This is a genomic window from Amniculibacterium sp. G2-70, from assembly GCF_014353055.1.
Lineage (GTDB): Bacteria > Bacteroidota > Bacteroidia > Flavobacteriales > Weeksellaceae > Amniculibacterium > Amniculibacterium aquaticum.
The window spans coordinates 1,485,288-1,506,507 of sequence record NZ_CP060698.1 but is presented as its reverse complement, the minus strand read 5'-3'; the positions used below and the strand labels follow the sequence as shown (position 1 = coordinate 1,506,507).

Here is a 21,220-nt window from a genome sequence, read left to right as displayed (position 1 = left end):
TATGGAAAAAAAAGCAAATACAACAAATAGATCGTTCCCATTGCCTCCTAAAAAAAAGAATACCGGTTGGAAAAAATGGGTGAAAATGGTGTGGATGGCATTTTTCGCATCCATTGCGGGTATTGTTGTATTATTTTTCGCCGTTTCTCAAGGATTTCTTGGAGAAATGCCGGAAGTAAAACAACTGGAAAACCCGGACATCTATGTTGCATCCGAAATCATTTCAGCCGATGGAGTAAAATTAGGATCTTTTGAAAAAGAAAAAACCCTACCCATTACCTACAAGGATTTGCCTCCTTATCTCATCTACGCATTGCAGGCCAAAGAAGACGAGCGATTCAAAGAACACTCCGGCATCGATCTGCAATCGGTAGCCAGAGCAGTCGTTTACGGTGGTGGTCGTGGTGGTGGTTCTACCATTACCCAACAGTTGGCAAAATTACTTTTCACGCCGGATCCTGCATCCAACAAAATTAAAAGAGCTTTCCAAAAGCTTAAAGAATGGGTCGTTGCAGTAAGTCTTGAAAAACGATACACCAAGGAAGAAATCATCTCGATGTACTTCAACAAGTTTGATTTCCTGAACAATGCCAACGGAGTAGAAATGGCCTCCAGAATTTATTTTAACAAAACCACCAAAGAGCTGACTTTACCCGAAGCAGCCACTTTTGTGGCCATGTTGGAAAATCCGGTGAAAAACAACCCAAAGAGATTCCCAGAAAGAGCTAAAGAAAGAAGAGATGTCGTTTTGGATCAGATGCTGAAAACCGGCTACATCGACCAAGCAACATGGGAACAAGCTAAAGCTACACCGGTAAAAATTGATTATCAACCGGTAAAAACCGTTGACGAAGGATATTCTGCGTATTACAAATTCTATCTCAGAAAAGAAATCAACGAATACCTGAAAGATTACGAAAAAGAAAAAGGAAAATCCCTAAACCTTTATCGTGACGGATTAAAAATTTATGTCACCTTGGATTCCAAAATGCAAAAATATGCCGAGGAAGCCATGAAGGAACACTTAAGCCAATTGCAAGCAAGCTTTGACCGAGAACAAAGAGGTCGAAAAGCCGCTCCTTTTTATTACATCAACGACGGTCAGGTCAATAGAATCATGATGGCCGCTGTAAAAAGAACTGGAAGGTACAAATTGCAAAAAGCCAACGGAGTGCCTGAAGATTCCATCATGATGGATTTTCATACACCTACAAAAATGACAAAATTTGCTTGGAGTGGAGAGGAAGAAGTGGAAATGACTCCTTGGGATTCTATCCGTTATCACAAACAAATTGCACAAGCTGGACTCATGTCTATGGTGCCAGCAACTGGAGAAATAAAATCTTGGGTGGGAGGCATCAACTGGGAATATTTCCAATACGACCACATCAAACAAGGGAAAAGACAGGTAGGATCTACCTTCAAACCTTTTGTTTACGCCGCTGCCATTATGAATTTGGGTAAAACCCCATGTACGGTTATCTCCAATGCCGACTTTGTACAAGGCAAATGGAGGGTTTCCGAAGGAGGCGGTGCTTATACCATGAAAGATGCATTGGCCAAATCCCTGAACCCCGTTGCGGTACGATTGATGGACGAAGTAGGTCCTAAAAATGTGATCCGTTTGGCAAGAGATTTAGGAGTTACGGAAGACATCCCCGACAACCTATCAACCGCTTTGGGATCTTCTGAAATTACCATCTACGAAATGTTGGGTGCCTACAGTACTTTTGCCAATTATGGAAATTATATAAAACCGGAAATGGTTTGGAGAATTGAAGACGCCAACGGCCGATTGATCAAAGAAGTGAAGCCGGTAGAAAAAGAAGTGATGGATGAAAAATACGCCTATGCCATGATTGAAATGATGCGCGGTGTAGCCGAATTTGGTACCGCCTCCGGCGAACTTTCTAGAAGAGGCATCAGCAAAGGTGTAGAGATTGCTTGTAAAACCGGAACCACACAGGAAAACTCCGACGGTTGGTTTGTAGGCATCACTCCAAATCTTGCCACCGGCGTTTGGGTAGGTTGGGAAGATCGAGCCACACACTTTAGAAGTACCGGTGAAGGACAAGGTGCTAAAATGGCTTTGCCAATTTGGGCCATCTATATGAAGAAAGTTTGGGCCGATAAAAAATTAGGAATTTCACCAGAAGACAAATTCATCAAGCCTTCCGATTGGCAAGGCGGATGTGGCGAATTGCAAGGCATCAATGGAGGCTATGGCGACGATGGAGGCTTGCAAACCCTAGATGAAATAAAAAATCCTAAAGAACCCAACACTAACGATAAGCCTAAAAACAACGGCGATCAAAAAAACAATGTTAACGACAACTTACAAAAATCGGACGAAATAGATTTCAACCAATAAATTTTAAAAAATCCTTTCTATTTTTGAAAGGATTTTTTTATTCAACCTCATCCTATGCATTTAGAAAAAATTACACAAAGATATTTAGACCTTTTTCCAACCGACAGATCTAAGAATACCATGCAAAGAACCGTCCCAAACATTCTTTCTTGCTTGGTTGATCCCGTAAAATTCGACCTTCCCAAACTTCTCTATTTTAATGAACAACTTTCGGAAGAATTGGGTTTAGGAAAAATTGAAAATCATAAAGACGAAGATTTCTTAGCTGCCCAAAATCTCCCCAAAAACATCCGTCCTTTTGCAACGGCCTATGCCGGACATCAGTTTGGACAATGGGCAGGACAATTGGGCGATGGCAGAGCAATCTATGCCGGAGAAATCCTACAGAAAAATGGAAAATTTCAAGAATTACAATGGAAAGGAGCAGGTGCAACCCCATTTTCTAGAGCTGGAGACGGTAGAGCGGTATTGCGATCGACCATTCGTGAGTTTTTGATGTCCGAAGCCCTGCATCATTTAAAAATCCCAACCACAAGAGGTCTAAGCATTTCCCTGACTGGCGAACAAGTCATCCGAGATGTTTTATACAACGGCAATCCCAAACCGGAACCAGGAGCCGTTATGCTAAGAACCGCTGAATCTTTTCTAAGATTTGGACATTTCGAGTGGTTTTCGGCTCAAAGGGATTATGAAACTCTAGAGAAACTAGGCCTATTTTGTATTGAAAATTATTATCCCGAAATCAATTTGAATGACGATAATAAATACAAAAAATTCTTTGAACAAATCCTTGAAAGAACTGCCAATTTGATGGTAGATTGGCTTAGAGTCGGTTTTGTACACGGTGTGATGAACACCGACAATCTTTCGATAATCGGACTAACCATAGACTATGGGCCTTTTTCGATGTTGGACGAGTACGACACCTCTTTCACCCCAAATACGACCGACCTTCCGGGAAGAAGATATGCTTTTGGCGAGCAAGGAAAAATCGCACAATGGAACCTCTGGAAATTGGCAAATGCCCTTTTCCCTTTGATTGAAGACGCTGATTATTTAACCGAAAAACTGGAATACTTCAACGATTATTTCAACCAAAAGAGCGATGAAATGCTCTGTAAAAAATTTGGATTTGAAAACATGAAAGAGGACTATGCTGCGTTTTTTGAAGAATGGCAATTGTTGATGGAAGATTTGGTCTTGGACTACACCTTATTTTTCACAGCATTGGAAAAATGGAAACCGGAATTTGAGGTCAAAAGCCATTTTCAAACTTGTTTTTACAAAAACAACAGCCCGGAAGAATTTCAAAAGCTAAGTACTTTTTTAAAAATATATGATGAACACATTTCGAATCAGAATTTTTCCGAAGAAAATCGCTTAAAACTGATGCAAGAAAACAACCCAAAATTCGTCCTTAGAAACTATTTGTTGTACGAATGCATAGAAGAAGTTAGTCAGGGAAAAATGGAGTTTTTTAATGCCTTATTTCTCGCCTTACAAACCCCTTACGATTGCGATGATGTTTCATTAACCAAAAAAAGACCCAGCAAATACGACAACCAATCCGGATGCAGCATGCTCTCCTGCAGTTCTTAAAAAAATAAAAATCCCCAAAGCCTGAAAACTTTGGGGATTAATTTTATAAAATTCTTTTAGAATTATTCAATTCTAATGTTGTCAACTTGAACATTGAAAGCAGATCCTGAACCTACTTTCAGTGCAAAAATATCTTTGGTGGTATCGGTTAGATTAAGATCTGTAAGACCTGTTAATGTCAACTCCACTTTTCTCCACTGTCCACCCGTATTGATCGAACCTGTGTATTGGTTGTTCGCTGCTGGATCCAAAATGGCACCTGTTGTAAAAGCCCCAAGATTAAATGCATAGAAAGAGCCATCGGTTTTATAGACATTGAAAGACATGGATTTCCCTGGAGAAGTCCCTTTGATGTACATGGTAATTCTCTTAGGATTGGCCGGCAAACCTGCTGTTGCATACGAAGTAAACACATAATCGTTTCCGGTTGGTGTTCCTAAAATTTGTAAAGAATTGGTTCCGTTAAAACCTTGACCCACACCTTGAGTTGCATAAGCTTTAACCCCAAATGGCATTTTTACTCCTGACAAGAATGTTGTCCAATCTTCATAATCGGCACCTGCAAAAAGATTAACTGCAGTTGCTGCTGGATCTTCAGGAACTCCTGGAGCAAAAAGTGGCTCTGTAAAGTTAATATCGTTTAAGCTTCTTACATAGGCCTGATCGGTCGTACTGAATCTGCTTAAATTAAGAATAATACTTCCGCTTTTTGCATAATTTGGAGAGATTGGAGATTTAGCAAAAGTAGCATAGTTGGAGAATCGAAGTGTTAAAGAAGCACCTTTTTTATCAACGATTTTTCGGTCTCCCGTTTTGTCGGCATCGGCAAAAGTTTTTGTCAATTCATCTTCGTGAAACTGAACATTGTTAATTTTCACCAATTGGTTGATGTGGGCACTGTTTTTAAGAGCTTCTCCGATTGAGTTGAACTCTAAAGGTTGCATTTGCGCCAATACCGGGTATTGTCCGTCGCAAACTCTTTCGATGTACTGAGAAAGTTTGTTCGGGTTGATACGACCAATTGCATAGCTTGGATCGTAAGAACCAATTTTAATATTTCCATTAGAACCTTGCACGATCAATCCTTTTAGGTTAATTCTTAACAATGCTCCAACCGGATAGTTCAGGTATTGGTTGGCTCCGTCGATATCGATTTCTACCCCTTGAGTTGGGTTGTTTGGAGAGTCTTGTACAAAAAGCATTTTGTAGATATTTCCTTGCTCGTCGCTGGAGGACACATAAGCTTCGACAATGTAGTCGGTTGTAATGATATCTGCCGGTGTAGGGTTCGTTTTTGCAAGGGCAACCAAATCGCCAAGTGTGTGGTTTGCAGCAGCAAACTGGGTCGTACACTGTATGGTTGGTACGGCATAATCATCGTCCTTAACGCAAGAGGTCAGGGCGAAAGCCATAATCGCCGCTACGGCTGTTGTTTTTATAAATCTATAATTTTTCATTTTATTAAAATTTAATTGTTGATGGATTTAGAATCTGAATTGAACATTTACAAAATACGATCGTCCTTGGTTGTACCAATATTTTGGAGAGAACACCATATTTCCGCTGTCTTTATCGGCAACATAATCTTGGTAGTTCACATTTCGGGTTTGCTCAAAACCACCTGTAATGTATGATTTGTTATCCAAAATATTGTTGACGGTAGCCGAAACCAGCATATAATATTTACCGATTATCCAAGATTTACCCACATTTAGGTCAAAGAAATAGGCGGTAGGCAATTTTGTTGGAGCCAGAACTCTTGTAAGTTCGGCTTGATTTACGCCATCATAAGGTACGCCTGTCACTTGGTTGGTATAGAAACGGTCGGTTCTAATTACCGGTGATGGATCCAGGTACGAATGTCCAAGATAGCTCCAGCTACCACCGATCCACCAGTATTTTGGGCTGCTGTATCTAAGACCTAATGAATAGGCTTCTTGTGGTGTGCCACCTTGTTTGTAATCTTTTAGGTAAGCGGTTCCCATATTGGTATAGGACTTATCCACCAAATTTCCATTGGCATCTTGTTCTCTGAAAGTTCCGATGGCATCGGAAGCGAAATACACCGTTGGATTGTTGGTATAGGTATATTGTCCGTAACTTACCAATCCGCTTGCAGTAAGGGTTGGAGTTACTTTGACTTGCAAACCAAGTTCTGCACCCATGTTTCTTTTGTTAACATCCGAAAGTACCTGAGTTACAAAAGCTCCTTCTTGCACCGGAGTCTGACCGCCGGTTTCGTCCAGAGTGGTTAGCTTAATTCCGTCTGCAAAAAATCGTTGTACATTGGTATCGTTTTGTGTATTCACCATATACCCTGTCAGTCTCATTTTAACAAAAGGTGTAGCAATCACATAGCTTAGGTCGTTGGCATCGATAACAACATTTTTAATTTTTGGAGTTGTTGCACCACTTACTCTTGCGTTGAAGAAAATATCGTTCAAGAAAGGAGATTGGCTAAAGTAAGCACCGTTGTACACCAAGAAATTTCTACCGTTGATTTTGTAAGTCACCTGACCTTTAAGTCCTGCGTCCCAGAAATTCATGTCGGCACCTTTGCCCAAGGAGCTTGGATACAAGTAGTGCTTGTACTTCCCTTCTCTGCTGTTGTTGGTATAACCCAAAAGTGCAGAAACGAAAACATCAAAATTTCCGGTGGAGAATTTCAACCCTGGATTTACTTTTACCTCTTGTCTTCTAAGGATGTAATTGTATCCAATTCTATCGCCTTCTTTTTTAGCAATTTGACTATCCGATTCCAGTTCGTTGAATTTTCCCCAGAACTTAGCACCTGTTGTGTTCGATGCAAAAGCGTCCATATTTAGAGCAAAATCGGCTCCCAAAAGGTCTTTTACTTCTCTATACTGTTCGGATTTGTAATTTTGATACGATACATTTAAAATGAATTTTGTGGTATCGTTAAAGTTGTGGGTAAGGTGTGTTGATGCATTCCAGATTTTATCGTCTTTGACATCATTTACCAAATAATAAACTGCTCTTTTGCCTCCAAATTCATTGATGTATGGAGCGTTGTAATTGGCAGCGTAAAGATTGTCCCAATTAATTTGTGTGTGAGCCGGATCGTTATTGGTCCACCAACCTTGTGTTAGGGCAATATTTTCAAATTGTTCTGGAGAAGGGTTGGTATAGTTCAACCAATAACTCGGAAGGTTTCTGTAGTAAGTTGGTGAAGGGTTATTGGCTTTGTACCAATCCAATCTCGAGCTTTTTTCTTTCCCAAACTGATAGGACAAAGTGGTCCACAATTGGGTATTTTTATTAATTTTCCAATAATCGGTTAATTGAAGAAGAGGTTGGAATCCTTTTTTGATTCTTTCGCTTCTCTTTTCTCCATCTTGCCATCCCCAATACGAATTGTAATGCACCCCTCTGAAGTCATACACCTCTTGAGTATTTGGACTGGAAGTACTTCTCTTGAAATTGGATCCGATGGCATTAAAGGTCATGCTGTGTTTATCATTGAATTTCTTTTCAATTCCCAGATAACCACTTAGCGCATCGTAGAAAGTCCCTTCCTGTATGCCTTCTTGCGCCCATCTTCTTGCTATCATTCCGGTAAACGCCCAACCGTTTTTGTTCATTCCGGAAGTGTAGCGGTATGAAAGTCTGTTTCTATAATTTCTATTGGTTAAAGAATAAGTGAGCTGACTTCCTTTTCTGTATTCTGAAGCAATGGTATTTTTATAAACCACTGAGCTTGCACCACCAAAAGCATATTCTGAAGGAGAATGGTTGGCAGATATTTCGGGATAACGAGTAATTTCGTTAAGTCCACCCCAAGTGCCAAAATCTACATTTCCATCATCACCGGCTGCCATTGCAACACCGTTCATTATGGTTTCTCCAGTCCTGCCGTCAATACCTCTTGGTCGGAACCAATATGCACCCAAATCAAAGGAAGCAATCCTAGAGAAAACATCTTGTGACGATTGTAAGAGTCCTACGGTTGCGGTCTGTGAGGAGTTGTTGTCGTCTTCTCCAGAACTATCCAAAAGTACCAAGCCTTGTCCAGCGCCAGAAAACTGAGAGTAAAGTGTGATGACACCTAAATCTTTCTTTTTCTCGTCATTGACATCAAATTCTAAAACTTTAGTATCAAAATTGGGTTTAGAAACCACAATTTGATAATGTCCGGGTTTAAGGTCCACAAATTGGAAATATCCAATTTTGTCTGCTTTCACCTCTTGTCCAGCTCCTTTTAGATCTACAGAAGCTTGCTCAACGACTTTTCCGTCGGCATCTTTTATATATGCAAAAGCCGTGGTTTGTGCATAATAATACGATGCTGGCAGCAATGTAAATAAGGAGAGTAGTGATAACCTTTTAAACATACTTATTTTTTTGTATTTAATTTCCTTTTAGTTTAATTCTCAATATTTTATGAAAAGGGAAGCAAAGTTACTTAAAATTTTATAACCTTGTCAAACAACCCTTATGATTTTTGTTTTAAATTATGTTAATATTAGAAAATCCACCTTGTTGTTTCGCTGTATGTTTGCGCAATTGTTAATACGACTCCGTATTGGTAACAATAAATTTTGTTCATATTCGAAAAAGATTTTGATAGATAGACGCTTATCTCATAAAAAGAATTAATTTTGTTGTCCATTTTTTAAAATCATTCAACCAATGAACAAGTATTTTGGTATTTTCGCATTATGTCTTGGAAGTTTAGTCTTTGCACAGAAAAAAAGCGAACTTAGAAAAGTCGCTGTTGTGGGCTTTCTAAATGTTGAAAACATCTGGGACACCATCCCATCTGCCGATTATATTGACGGAACCAAGGACAAGTCCAACCCTGCATTTCACAGAAGCATCCCGGTAGACTCCATAAAGTATCTAAGTGTAGATGAAGAATACAAAGGCGTTTGGAATGACGACAAACTAAAGGGTAAAAGAGTTGTGCGATACCAAGGAAACAATGAAGAGTTCACTCCGAAAAGCGCTAAGAACTACAACACCAAAATCTACAACACCAAATTGGCCAACGAGTCCAAAGTCATTTCCGAAATGGGAGCCAAATATTCTGGAGGAGCCCCGGTCATTGTTGGACTTTTAGAAGTTGAAAACAGACAAGTTGTTCAAGACCTTATCAAGCAACCCGCTTTAGCCAAATACGACTACGGCATTGTGCATTATAACTCCTACGATTATCGTGGGATTGATGTGGCTTTCATTTATCAAAAAAGAAGATTCACTCCAAGTCACTCCCTTAAGAAAGAAGTGGTCATCTTCAACGAAGAGGGACGAAGAGAATATACCCGAGATATTTTGGTTCTTACAGGAATGTTGGACAATGAAAAAGTTGCTTTATTCCTAAATCACTGGCCTTCCAGAAGAGGTGGTGAAGCCATTTCTCTACCCAAAAGAAATGCTGCAGCAGCAGTTTTAAAACAACAAATGGACAGCGTAAGAGCTTTGGATCCCAATACCCGATTGATGGCAATGGGCGACTTTAACGACGATCCTGTAAGCAGCAGTTTTAAAAAAGTTTTGAAGGCTGTTGGAAACCCGAAAGATCTTTCGGAAAAAGATCCGTACCTGAACTTGATGTACCCTCTTTACAAAAACGGTGTTGCCTCGTTAGCCTATCAAGATGCTCCCAATTTGTTTGACCAAATCATCGTTTCCGGGAATATGTATAACGAGAAAAATGAAGCGAGAAAAGAATACAGCGTTTTCAAAGCAGAATTGTATGCACCTCCGTATCTCATTACCAAAGAAGGAAACTACAAAGGATATCCTTTCCGTTCTTGGGCAGGCGACAAATTTACCGGAGGCTACAGCGACCACTTCCCGGCTTTCGTAGTGCTGCAAAGAGCTGCCGAATAAAACCACTCACAACCTTTATATACTCAATCCTTCAAGAAATTAAAATCCTTGAAAGAATCTGGTTCAAAAAACAAAGCCCGCCAAATTTCTCTGGCGGGTTTTGATTTTCAGTAAAGTTCAATTATTTATTGAACAGGTCTTCTACTTTATCCCAATTGATTACATTAAAGAAAGCCGTAACATAATCCGGTCTTCTGTTTTGGTAATTCAGATAGTAAGCGTGTTCCCAAACATCCAAACCTAAAATTGGAGTTCCTTGACAATCGGCAACCGGCATCAATGGATTATCTTGGTTTGGTGTAGAACATACCGCTACAGAACCGTCTTCTTTCTTACACAACCAAGCCCAACCAGAACCAAATCTCGTTTTGGCTGCGTTGGAGAAATCTTCTTTAAATTTTTCTAAACCTCCGTAGTTTTCTATAGCCTTAGCAACATTTCCAACTGGAGCATTGCTTCCACCGGGAGTCATTACTTCCCAAAAAAGGCTGTGGTTATAATGTCCACCTCCGTTATTTCTAACCGCAGGTTTGTCCGTTCCTATTTTACAAATTTCCTCAATGCTTTTTCCTTCCAGTTCTGTACCTGCAATTGCATTATTCAAGTTATCAATGTATGCTTGGTGGTGTTTTGTGTGATGGATTTCCATGGTTCTTGCGTCGATGTTGCTTTCCAATGCATCGTATGCATAACCCAATTTTGGTAATTCGAATGCCATAATGTAATTTTTGATTTTTGTTAAACTTTTGTAGCCCAAAGGTAATGATAATTATCAACTTGATAAAAGCGAGTCTTTAACATAATTTTTATCACTTAAATAGACAAAAACAAAATTGTCCTATTTACAAAAAAGTCAGTACCTTTAAAGTTTTAAAATTAAGAAATTTCATGGAAATTAAAATAGGTACAAGAAACTCTCCTTTAGCCCTTTGGCAAGCCAGAGAAGTCGCTAGACAACTACAAAATCTCAACTGCATTACCGAAATAATACCCATTGTATCTTCAGGGGACAAAGACCTGTCTCAACCGTTATACGCCATGGGAATAACCGGTGTATTTACTCGAGATCTAGATATTGCCCTTCTAAACAACGAGGTTCACATCGCTGTTCATTCTCTGAAAGATGTCCCAACAGAAATGCCAGAAAACATCGAACTGATTGCTTATCTCGAAAGAGATTTCCCACAAGATGTGTTGGTTAGAAGTTCCAAAGCCATGGACAAACCGCTACATGAACTAAAAATTGCAACCAGCAGCTTGAGACGCCGCGCTTTTTGGCTAAAAGAATTTCCTAATACTGAGTTTGTAGATATCCGTGGAAATGTGAATACCCGTTTGCAAAAAATTGAAGACGGATTGGCAGATGCTACCCTATTTTCTTTGGCCGGACTAAAACGATTGGATCTTAAACTTAATTATGAAGAATTGCCTTTCATGATTTCGGCTCCATCTCAAGGGGTTGTTACCATTGCCGGACACAAGGACAATGTAGAGATCAACGAGATTATACGAAAAATCAACCACAAAGAAACCCAACTTTGCGTGGAAACCGAGAGAATTTTCCTAAAAACCTTAGAAGGAGGCTGTACCGCACCGATTGGTGGTATTGCTAAAACCGATGGAGACCAACTGCATTTTTCCGGCAGGCTGTGCTCTTTGGACGGCAAACAATGTTTGGAAATTGATGAAACGGTGAATAAAAACGAATCTAATTTGGGAGAAAAATTTGCTCAAAACATTTTAGATCGTGGTGGGAAAGAACTAATGAAAGAGATTAAGGCACAAATTAATGAATAATCATGAAAATTCTTTTCACTAAAAAAAGTATTGAAAAAGAGGTCAGACAAAAAATAAATTCAGAAATAGAATGTGAGTTTGTTGATGTGCTAAAAATAAAACATCGAAAAGAAAGTCCTTTTTCACTGTCCAACAAATCTTTAATTTTTACCAGTGTCAATGGGGTACAATCTTTTTTTGAAAACGGTTTTATGCCCGAAGAAGATTTTACCAATCCTTACCGATACAATAAAATATATGCGGTTGGAAATAAAACCAAAAAAGAACTTAGGAAAAACGGATTTGGCACTTTTAAAGTTGCCAAACACGCTAGCGAACTTTTAGATTTCATTATAAAACACGCCTCAAAAGAACAATTCATCCATTTTTGTGGCAACATGGCATTGGACCTCTTGAATGAAAAATTACCCTTGCAAAATATTGTTTATAGAAAAGTAATCCTCTACGACACCGAGCTGCTTCATCCTAAAATTGACGAAAATCATGATGCTGTATGCTTTTTTAGCCCAAGTGGAGTTCGTAGTTTTGCAAAATTAAATTCCTTGGAAGGGAAAACCTTATTTTCCATTGGCGAAACAACTGAAAAGGAATTAAAAAATTGGACAAAAAATAAAATATACACCAGCAAAGAAAGCAGTTTGAACGATTTGTTAAACCTCATTAACACGCATTATAAAACTTTGATTTCTTAAGCTATAACCTAAGATTATGATTAAAAACGATTTATACCTACGCGCCCTAAAAGGCGAAACTGTAGAAAGACCACCGGTATGGATGATGAGACAGGCCGGAAGATATTTACCCGAATTTATCAAGCTACGCGATCAGTACGACTTTTTCACAAGATGCCAAACTCCAGAATTGGCAGCAGAAATTACCGTTCAACCCATCCGTAGATTTCCTTTGGATGCGGCAATTTTATTTTCAGACATTTTAGTGGTACCACAAGCCATGGGCATCGATTTCAAAATGAAAGAAAGCGTTGGACCTTGGCTGGACAATCCCATCCGCACCCTAGAAGATGTACAAGCCGTACAAGTTCCGGATGTCAACGACTCTTTGGGCTATGTTTTTGATGCCATCGAGATCACTTTACAAAAATTAGAAAACAACATCCCGTTGATTGGCTTTGCAGGATCTCCTTGGACATTATTGTGTTATTGCGTAGAAGGAAAAGGTTCTAAGTCTTTTGATATTGCAAAATCTTTTTGCTTCCAACAGCCGGAAGCTGCTCATTTGTTGCTTCAAAAAATAACGGACACCACCATTGCTTATCTTAAAAGAAAAGTAGAAAAAGGAGTGTCTGCGGTGCAAATTTTCGATTCTTGGGGCGGAATGCTTTCACCGGCAGATTATCAAGAGTTTTCTTGGCAATACATCAACCAAATCGTTGAAGCTTTGGCACCAATGACTCATGTTGTGGTATTTGGAAAAGGATGTTGGTTTGCATTGGAAGAAATGTCGAAATCTAAAGTTTCTGCTTTGGGTGTGGATTGGACCATCAGTCCGGAAATTGCCAGAAAACTGACCAATAACAGCATAACCCTACAAGGAAATTTTGATCCGGCGCGTTTGCATTCGGATCCGGCAACCATAAAAAAAATGGTGACTGAAATGATCAATCGTTTTGGTAAAGACCAATACATCGCCAATCTTGGACATGGTATTTTGCCGAACATCCCATTGGAAAATGCAGAAGCCTTTATCCGAGCAGTGGTCGATTGGAAAGCCAACTAACAAAATGCGGTGTCTGAATTGGGACACCGCTTTTTTTATTCTTTTATCAGACCTTTTGCCTTGAAATATTCTGTGAATTTTTTAATTTTTGGACCCACAACAGCAGAACAGTACGGTTGGTCGGGATTCTCGTTATAATATCCTTGGTGATACTCTTCTGCAGGCCAAAACTTTTGAAAAGCCACCACTTCCGTAACGACTTTATTTTTATAGTTCCCCGATAGGTTGATGGCTGAAATTTTATTCAAAACCATATTTTTTTCCTCATCGTTTTCATAAAAAACAATGGATCGGTATTGCGTTCCGATGTCGTTGCCTTGTTTGTTGAGCTGTGTAGGATCGTGTAAAAAGAAAAAAACATCCAACAACTGATCGTACGAAATAATATCGGGATTATAAACAACCTGTACCACCTCTGCATGGTGCGTTTCTCCTGTACAAACTTCTTTGTAGGTCGGGTGTTCGGTTTTCCCACCGGAATATCCGGATATCGCTTTTTCTACCCCTTTTAATTTATTGAAACAACTTTCAATACACCAAAAGCATCCTCCACCGAAAGTTATTGTTTTTGTATTTTCCATATTTATAATTTTTGGAATGCGTAAATTTTGCTCCTGTGACTGACAAGAAAAGAGTAAAAAACTACAAATAACCATCAGTACTTTCATAAGAAGTATTTTATAAAATTACCAAACCAACGATGCGGCACCAAGAATGGCGGCGTCGGATTCGTTCATCTTGCTGACTGCAAATTTCACTTTATTTTGAAAGATTGGTAAAACCATTTTCTCCATTTCTTCATAAGCCGGTTTCAAAAGATAATCTCCAGCTTTTACCACTCCTCCAAAAAACAAAATGGCCTCTGGTGAAGAAAACATCACGAAATTTGCCAAGGCTTTACCTAAAATCTCACCGGTATATCGGAAAACTTCTAGGGCAGCAGCATCTCCTTTTTCGGCACATTCAAATGCGGTTTTGGCATCTACTTCTTCGAGAGGGATTGAATTTAAAAGAGAATCAGGATGAGCAGCTCTAAACTCTTTGGCTGTAATGGCAATTCCCGTTGCCGAAGCATAGGTTTCTAAGCTGCCTCTAAAACCCGTTGACCAATGCATTCTTCCATCGGGAACAATAATGGTATGCCCCAATTCGCCAGCAAAACCATCGTGTCCATAGACCATTTGACCGTTGATGACGATGCCACTTCCCACACCGGTACCCAAAGTCATCATGATGAAATTTTTAAGTCCTTTGGCTGCTCCAAATTGCATTTCACCTTGCGCAGCAGCATTGGCATCGTTGGTTAAGGTCGCTTTTGTATTAAACTTTTTCCCAATAAGATTTGCTATATTTATTTTTCCTTTCCACTTCAGGTTGGGAGCATATTCTATACAACCGTTATAATAGTTTCCGTTGGGAGCTCCAATTCCGACCCCAATAAAATCGCACTTTGCTGCATATTGATCCAATAAAGGTTGAGCCCTGTCGTAAAGCGCATCAACAAAATCTTCAATGGTTTCGTATTTATCTGTTGGCAGTACACCTTTGGCAAGAATTTCGCCTCTTAAGTTTACAATTCCAAATTTGGTAGTTGTGCCTCCAATATCAATGCCTAGGGCAATTTGGTGGGATAGGTCAATAATTTCCATTTCAATTAATAGTGTAATATTTGGTAAACTTCAGCATCGAATTGCGAAAGTTTCTCTTCTCCTTTCAGATCTTTTAGACCGATCAAAAAACTAAATTGACTGGCAATGGCTCCTTGCTTTTTTACCAGTTTGGCAGCCGCTTCCGTTGTACCTCCTGTAGCCAGAAGATCGTCATGAATCAGTACGCGTTGTCCGGGTTTTATCTGACCTACTTTCATTTCAATTTCTGCCGTTCCGTATTCTAAATCGTATTTTTCAGAAACAAATGGCGGTGGCAACTTCCCTTTTTTTCGTATCAAAACAAAAGGGACATCTAGGGCGACAGCAATTGCAATACCGAACAAATAGCCACGACTTTCAATTCCACAAACCACATCTATTTTATCTTTAGAAAAAGCAGCCAAGTCTGCAATAACCGCTTCATACAATTTTGGGTTAAGAAAAATAGGTGTAATGTCTTTAAACTGTATTCCCGGTATTGGAAAATCCGAAATATTCTCTATGGTTTGCTCTAAAGTTTGGATTAACTCGTCTTTCTTCATCATCATTTTATTGAATTTGATACGAAACAATTTTCCAATCACCGTTAACATTTTTCAGACCGAAAACCACTTGCAACGAGGTTGTTTTTCCATTTTTATCGGTTACATCGTAAGATGCATTAACTGTAGAAGTTGTTGCTGATGTAGAATTGGTTGAAAGTGATTTTACAGAGAGGGATTTTACAGCTCCAAAACCGGAAGTGGTATTGGAAAATGATTCATACGAACCCCAATTTGGATTCTGTGATCCTTCGTAAGCCGCTTTTAAATTTTGTGCATTTAGATTACTCAAAAATTTAGATACCGAATTTTTAGGATCTGCAACAGGCTGAACCACTTCTGGCACAACTTCTGTTGGAAGTGCTGTAGAATCGGAGACCACAACTTTTGGTTTTTGTAAAGCATCAGGATTGATAGAAATACCTGTTTTGGTTAATTGATATGTTTTCTTTGTTGTTTTAATACTGACTTTAATGTCAATTTTATTATCAAAAATCTTGTCTTGAGGTATTGAAGAAAAATTCAAATAAAAACCTCTAAAATGGTTATCGGACATGATGTTTTTGGAGGTTGATATTTTGCTTCCGCCACTGTACACTTCCATTAAAGTTTCTAAACCTGCATCAGAAAACTCGATTTCTTTATTGGCCTGATCCACCAATCGAGGAACTACTTTTAAAGCTTTCACTCCCAGGCTATCACTACCTACAGGCACGATGTCGATGTTTAGAGACGATGCCTCTACATCATTTTTGTCGACTTCACTTGCGGTAACATTTCCGAAAATATTCATTTCACCAAGAGAAGGAGGCCCGGTGCTTGTCCAATCCATTCCATTTTTTTGAGCCGTTTGATCGGCCAAACTTAGAATTTCTTCTACATTTTTACCGTTAAGTAATTTAGAGAGTTGCTTCAGTTCTGTAATATCATCGTCTCCGTTAACAGCAAACTTTTTGAGGATATAAAGCGCTTCATTGAACTTTATTTGCTGCAAAGTGGTTAGCGAAGATGCCATATCGTTGATACTGGACTGAAAAGCTTGAGTACTGCTGGCATCTACACGGTCTTTTTTACAAGAAACCAATAAAAAAAGAAGAAACAAATAAGGGATTAATTTTTTCATATTTAAAATATTCAACACTTTAACCATTTACATAAATTTCAAAATAAATGGGCATGTAGAATACAAAAATATGAAAAATGCTTAATTGTACAACGAAAAGAAAAAGGATTATTGAAAGGAGGCGGATAAATAAGTAATGAAATTACTTAAGGTTTTGCTTGCTTTTGATGTCTCCGCCTCCAGAAATTTTTGCAAATATATAATTTTATAGTTTTAATCAAAGATAAAAACTAAACAATCGATTAATAAAAGAAGAGGCGGAAAGGAAAAGTAATAAAATTACTTAAGGTTTTGCTTGCTTTTGATGTTATTCCGCCTCCATATTTTTTTAAAACAATTGTAGAGGGAATGAAAAAGGAAGTCACCCTAAAAGTAACTAAGAAAATCTGAAGCACATCTCTTTCAAGATATCGTGCATTATCCATTGAAATTGTGTTTTGTTTTTGTTACTTTATTGTAACTTCTTTTTTCATCGTTACAAAATTACATTATTTTTTAAAACTTTCACAAAAAAAATTAAATAAAAAAAGCCCGAAAAAATCGGGCTTTGTATTTGGATGTAAAATCAGTCTTAGAATGGATATTCGAAAATGATTGATTCGTGTAGGAATGGGTTTCCTGAAGGGATCAGCTTCATTTTTGACAATGCTGTCAACACTACGAAGATGAATAAACCTGCAAAGAAAACTACAGAACCGATTTCTAACAATCCGAAGTTCCAGAATGGACCTACTGTTCCTGGCATTACCATTAGGAAGTGCGTGATTAATTGTCCAAAGATTACTACCACGGCCATGGTAACGACCACTTTGTAATTTCTCTTAATGCTTGAGCTCACCATTACAATTAATGGAATTAGGAAAGCTGGAATTAAACTTGGCAAGAACAATTGTGGATAGTATTCAAATCGTCCTAAGAAATAGTTAACTTCTTCCGGTACATCGGCATACCAATACAACATAAACTGACAGAACCAAGTGTATGTCCAAAGCATTGAAGATGCAAATAAGAACTTACCTAAGTCGTGTAAGTGGTTGTCGTTGAATTGAGGTAAAAATCCTTTTCTCTTCAAATAAACAGAAATGATGATGATCACAGCAATTGCAGCAGCTAAGCAGCTTACCAAAGCATACCAAATATACATGGTAGAATACCAGTGAGGGTCGATGGACATCAACCAATCCCAAGCCCAAGCTGCAGAGCAAAATCCGAAGAAAGCGATGTAGCCTACAGACCAGCTGTAAATTTTCTTATAAACTTCTCTGGATTTTGTTTCGTCCATTTTTTTAGTTAAAGACTTCAACTTCCATACGAAGAAAGATCCTCCTACTACATAGATTAAGGTTCTAATCACATAGAAAGGTACATTTAAGAATTTTTTCTTTTCGAAAATCAATGGGTCAAATTCTGGTGAATTAGGATCAACCAAAGCCGGATCCATCCAGTGGAAAAGATGACCAAAATGAGCAGCATTCAAAATCGCAATGATAATCAATACGCCACCTGCCCAAGGCATGAAAGAACCTACGGCTTCCATTACTCTGGTAATAATGATGGACCATCCTGCATGAGCGACATGCTGAATGCTATAGAAAAACATTGCTGCGGCACTTAATCCGAAAAGGAAAACTGCTACAAAATGAATTGCAGATAAAGGTTCGTTGGCAATTTGATGCTTTACATGTTCGATATGAGATGCAGCATCATGTCCTCCGTTCATTTCACTAGAATGCGTTGGTGCATTGTGTCCGTTGGCATGAACCGTTTCCATCAAATGGGTGATTTTAGCTTCGTCTCCTAACAAACCGTGGTTCATCATATAACCTGCTCCAAAAAGAACTAACCCTAGAACAATCAGTATAATCGATATTAATCTTAATTTAGGTGAAAATGTGTACATTTTAAAATTCTTTTAGTTATTTAGTTGCAGGTTTATCACTCGCTTCCGCAGGAGCCGCTTCTGTAGTTGCAGCAGGAGCTGCAGCAGTTGCAGGCGCAGGATTTAATCCTCCTTTAAAAGCACTCATCACATACATGGCGACTCTCCAACGGTCACCCGGTTGAAGTTGCCCAGCAAAAGATCCCATGGCATTTTTACCGTGGCTAAGTACGTAATGTACAGCGCCTATGGTAAGCTCTCTATCTTTGTAGTTAGGAACACCTGCATAAGCACCTCCTTGTACAATACTACCTTGTCCGTCACCTGCTTCTCCGTGGCAAGCAGCACAGACTTGGTTAAATAATTTCTTACCTCTTTCGATGTCTTTTTCCTGGTTTGCAGGATTAAGAGGTGAAGAAGTTGTCAATTTTGCAGCATCATAACCTGCGTTATAAACATCGGCTTTCATCATTTTAGATGAATTCACATCTACTACTCCATCTTTATTTTGAGATACCGTTCCATCAACAGATACCAATCCTGTAGCAAAATCATTTTTTACAAAAGCAGGAATTGAGTTTTCGTGTTTAGAATAAGCATCTTCAGCTTTTTGCAATGGATCGTACGCTACCGGAAAATACATATCTGGGAAGTACACCAACGGTGGATTGTCTTTTGGTCCACAAGAATTAAGTAAAACAGTAGTTACACCTAAGACAGCTCCTATTTTTAAAATATTATTTTTCATATTAAGCATCTTTTACGGTTATTTCTTCAACTCCGGTTTCAACAAATAATTGTTTTACAGCATCCACATTGTCGGTAACAATTTCCATTAGAAATTTATCGTCGGTTGTTCTTGGATCTGGGTTTTGTGGTGGACAACCAGGATACATTTTATTTCTTACTAAGAAAGTCCAAGACATCATGTGTGCAGCACAAAATACCATTAATTCGAACATTGGAACTACGAAAGCTGGCATATTCTCCCCCCAAGTAAAAGCAGGTTTACCACCAATATTTTGAGGCCAATCGTGGTTCATCATGTACCAAGTGGATAGAATACCGATTAAAATTCCGTAAACTGCATAACACCAAGCAGCGTCAGAAAGTCTGGTCTTCTTAAGTCCTAAAGCTTTATCAAGCCCGTGAACAGGAAAAGGAGTATAAACTTCATTAATTTCAATTCCTTTTTCTCTAAATGATTTTACGCCTTGCATCAAATCATCATCGTCGGCGTATAAGCCGTATACAATTTTAGTGGTGCTCATCTCCTTCTTTTGCTTTATAGGTTTCACCTGACATTTTCAAAATAGATTTCAATTCAGCCTGTGCAATTACAGGGAATGTTCTTGCGTAAAGTAGGAATAATACGGAGAAGAATCCTATTGTTCCTAAGTAAACTCCAACATCAATAATGGTTGGCATAAACATGGTCCAAGTCGATGGTAAATAATCTCTAGAAATGTTGATTACGATGATGTCAAATCTTTCGAACCACATACCGATATTGATGATCAATGCCACGAAGAAAGTCCAGAAGATATTAGTTCTTAGTTTTTTGAACCAGAAAGATGCAGGAACAACTAAGTTACAAATAATCAACGCCCAGAAAGCCCACCAGTAAGGTCCAGTTGCTGCACCTGGAGATAGGTATGTAAAATCTTCGTATCGTGATCCCGAATACCATCCGATGAAATACTCGGTAGCATAAGCTACAGTTACCATACCACCGGTTACAACGATTACGATGTTCATGATCTCTATGTGATACATGGTGATGTAATCTTCCAGGTTACACACCTTTCTAGCCACCAACAATAATGTTTGTACCATCGCGAATCCAGAGAAGATTGCTCCGGCAACGAAGTATGGAGGATAGATGGTTGAGTGCCAACCTTTGATTACTGAAGTAGCAAAGTCAAAGGATACCGTTGTGTGTACCGAGAATACTAGTGGAGTTGCAAGACCTGCCAATACCAAAGATAATTCTTCGAATCTTTGCCAATGTTTTGCTTTTCCACCCCAACCGAATGCTAATAAAGTATAAATCTTTTTAGTCCAAGGTGTTTTTGCTCTATCTCTGATCATCGCAAAGTCAGGGATCAATCCCATGAACCAGAATACGGTTGATACTGAGAAATAAGTAGAGATTGCAAATACATCCCAAAGTAATGGAGAGTTGAAGTTGGTCCACAAAGTACCGTATTGGTTCGGGATTGGGAATACCCAATATCCTACCCAAACTCTACCCATGTGAATAACCGGGAAGATGGCTGCTTGTACTACCGCAAAGATTGTCATCGCTTCCGCAGAACGGTTAACGGACATTCTCCATCTTTGTCTAAATAATAACAATACCGCAGAGATCAAGGTTCCGGCGTGACCAATACCTACCCACCAAACGAAGTTAGTAATATCCCAACCCCAGTTGTTGGTTCTGTTTAGTCCCCATGCTCCAATACCAGTACCGATAGTGTAAGCGATGCAACCAAATCCATAGATGAAAAGTACTAAGGCAGCATATAGTGATACCCACCACAATTTGCCTGCTCTTTCTTCTATAGGTCTTGCGATATCTTCCGTGATATCATGATAAGTCTTGTGACCAATAATTAAAGGTTCCCTTATCGGAGCTTCGTAATGTCCTGACATTTTTTACCTATTTAT

The 21,220-nt window shown here is 38.9% G+C and carries 17 protein-coding genes; 6 read left to right on the top strand and 11 right to left on the bottom strand.

What is annotated here, in order from left to right; genetic code table 11:
- Position 1: 1 nt before the first annotated feature.
- Complete coding sequence (locus tag H9Q20_RS06940) at positions 2 to 2,371, top strand: transglycosylase domain-containing protein (RefSeq protein WP_187477356.1); 2,370 nt, start codon at positions 2 to 4, stop codon at positions 2,369 to 2,371.
- A gap of 54 nt (positions 2,372 to 2,425) precedes the next feature.
- Complete coding sequence (locus H9Q20_RS06935; RefSeq protein ID WP_187477355.1) at positions 2,426 to 3,970, top strand: protein adenylyltransferase SelO; 1,545 nt, start codon at positions 2,426 to 2,428, stop codon at positions 3,968 to 3,970.
- Between the two features lie 62 nt (positions 3,971 to 4,032).
- On the opposite strand, the gene H9Q20_RS06930 is transcribed toward H9Q20_RS06935, so the two are convergent.
- Entirely contained in the window at positions 4,033 to 5,427 is a 1,395-nt protein-coding gene (locus tag H9Q20_RS06930; RefSeq protein ID WP_222933870.1) for a DUF5689 domain-containing protein, read from the bottom strand.
- 27 nt (positions 5,428 to 5,454) lie between these two features.
- Positions 5,455 to 8,322, bottom strand: a complete 2,868-nt coding sequence (locus H9Q20_RS06925) for a carboxypeptidase-like regulatory domain-containing protein (RefSeq protein WP_187477354.1) — start codon at positions 8,320 to 8,322, stop codon at positions 5,455 to 5,457.
- A gap of 298 nt (positions 8,323 to 8,620) precedes the next feature.
- Between H9Q20_RS06925 and H9Q20_RS06920 the strand changes: the two genes are divergently transcribed.
- The gene (locus tag H9Q20_RS06920; protein WP_124640342.1) at positions 8,621 to 9,823 is read left to right on the top strand and encodes an endonuclease; all 1,203 of its coding nucleotides are present in this window, start codon (positions 8,621 to 8,623) and stop codon (positions 9,821 to 9,823) included.
- A 121-nt stretch (positions 9,824 to 9,944) separates the two neighbouring features.
- Here the strand turns inward: H9Q20_RS06920 and H9Q20_RS06915 are convergent, their stop codons facing one another.
- Positions 9,945 to 10,541: a superoxide dismutase gene (locus H9Q20_RS06915; RefSeq protein WP_124640344.1), complete on the bottom strand. Its 597-nt coding sequence runs from the start codon at positions 10,539 to 10,541 to the stop codon at positions 9,945 to 9,947.
- Positions 10,542 to 10,711: 170 nt separating this feature from the next.
- Here H9Q20_RS06915 and hemC point away from each other — a divergent pair, with 170 nt between their 5' ends.
- Genes hemC through hemE form a run of 3 tightly spaced genes read left to right on the top strand, consistent with a single transcriptional unit; the run spans position 10,712 to position 13,357 of the window.
- Complete coding sequence (gene hemC, locus H9Q20_RS06910; protein WP_124640345.1) at positions 10,712 to 11,620, top strand: hydroxymethylbilane synthase; 909 nt, start codon at positions 10,712 to 10,714, stop codon at positions 11,618 to 11,620.
- 2 nt (positions 11,621 to 11,622) lie between these two features.
- Positions 11,623 to 12,312 carry a uroporphyrinogen-III synthase gene (locus H9Q20_RS06905; RefSeq protein ID WP_187477353.1) on the top strand — a complete coding sequence of 230 codons (690 nt, stop codon included), beginning with the start codon at positions 11,623 to 11,625 and terminating at the stop codon, positions 12,310 to 12,312.
- A gap of 16 nt (positions 12,313 to 12,328) precedes the next feature.
- The gene (hemE, locus tag H9Q20_RS06900) at positions 12,329 to 13,357 is read left to right on the top strand and encodes a uroporphyrinogen decarboxylase (RefSeq protein WP_124640349.1); all 1,029 of its coding nucleotides are present in this window, start codon (positions 12,329 to 12,331) and stop codon (positions 13,355 to 13,357) included.
- Positions 13,358 to 13,392: 35 nt separating this feature from the next.
- Here the strand turns inward: hemE and msrA are convergent, their stop codons facing one another.
- The 8 genes from msrA to nrfD form a co-directional block, all read right to left on the bottom strand.
- Positions 13,393 to 13,938: a peptide-methionine (S)-S-oxide reductase MsrA gene (gene msrA, locus H9Q20_RS06895; protein WP_124640351.1), complete on the bottom strand. Its 546-nt coding sequence runs from the start codon at positions 13,936 to 13,938 to the stop codon at positions 13,393 to 13,395.
- A 105-nt stretch (positions 13,939 to 14,043) separates the two neighbouring features.
- Positions 14,044 to 15,006: an ROK family protein gene (locus H9Q20_RS06890; protein ID WP_124640353.1), complete on the bottom strand. Its 963-nt coding sequence runs from the start codon at positions 15,004 to 15,006 to the stop codon at positions 14,044 to 14,046.
- Between the two features lie 5 nt (positions 15,007 to 15,011).
- On the bottom strand, positions 15,012 to 15,548 hold the full coding sequence (locus tag H9Q20_RS06885; protein ID WP_187478594.1) for an adenine phosphoribosyltransferase: 537 nt from the start codon (positions 15,546 to 15,548) through the stop codon (positions 15,012 to 15,014).
- Between the two features lie 7 nt (positions 15,549 to 15,555).
- Positions 15,556 to 16,671 (bottom strand): hypothetical protein, encoded by a 1,116-nt coding sequence (locus tag H9Q20_RS06880; protein ID WP_187477352.1) that lies wholly within the window; start codon positions 16,669 to 16,671, stop codon positions 15,556 to 15,558.
- A 571-nt stretch (positions 16,672 to 17,242) separates the two neighbouring features.
- Complete coding sequence (locus tag H9Q20_RS06875) at positions 17,243 to 18,571, bottom strand: quinol:cytochrome C oxidoreductase (protein ID WP_124640357.1); 1,329 nt, start codon at positions 18,569 to 18,571, stop codon at positions 17,243 to 17,245.
- 16 nt (positions 18,572 to 18,587) lie between these two features.
- Entirely contained in the window at positions 18,588 to 19,307 is a 720-nt protein-coding gene (locus H9Q20_RS06870; RefSeq protein ID WP_124640359.1) for a c-type cytochrome, read from the bottom strand.
- Positions 19,300 to 19,821: a DUF3341 domain-containing protein gene (locus H9Q20_RS06865; RefSeq protein WP_124640361.1), complete on the bottom strand. Its 522-nt coding sequence runs from the start codon at positions 19,819 to 19,821 to the stop codon at positions 19,300 to 19,302. The genes H9Q20_RS06870 and H9Q20_RS06865 overlap by 8 nt, the downstream gene beginning before the upstream one ends.
- The gene (nrfD, locus tag H9Q20_RS06860) at positions 19,808 to 21,205 is read right to left on the bottom strand and encodes an NrfD/PsrC family molybdoenzyme membrane anchor subunit (RefSeq protein ID WP_124640364.1); all 1,398 of its coding nucleotides are present in this window, start codon (positions 21,203 to 21,205) and stop codon (positions 19,808 to 19,810) included. Before nrfD ends, H9Q20_RS06865 begins: the two co-directional genes overlap by 14 nt.
- Positions 21,206 to 21,220 lie beyond the last annotated feature (15 nt).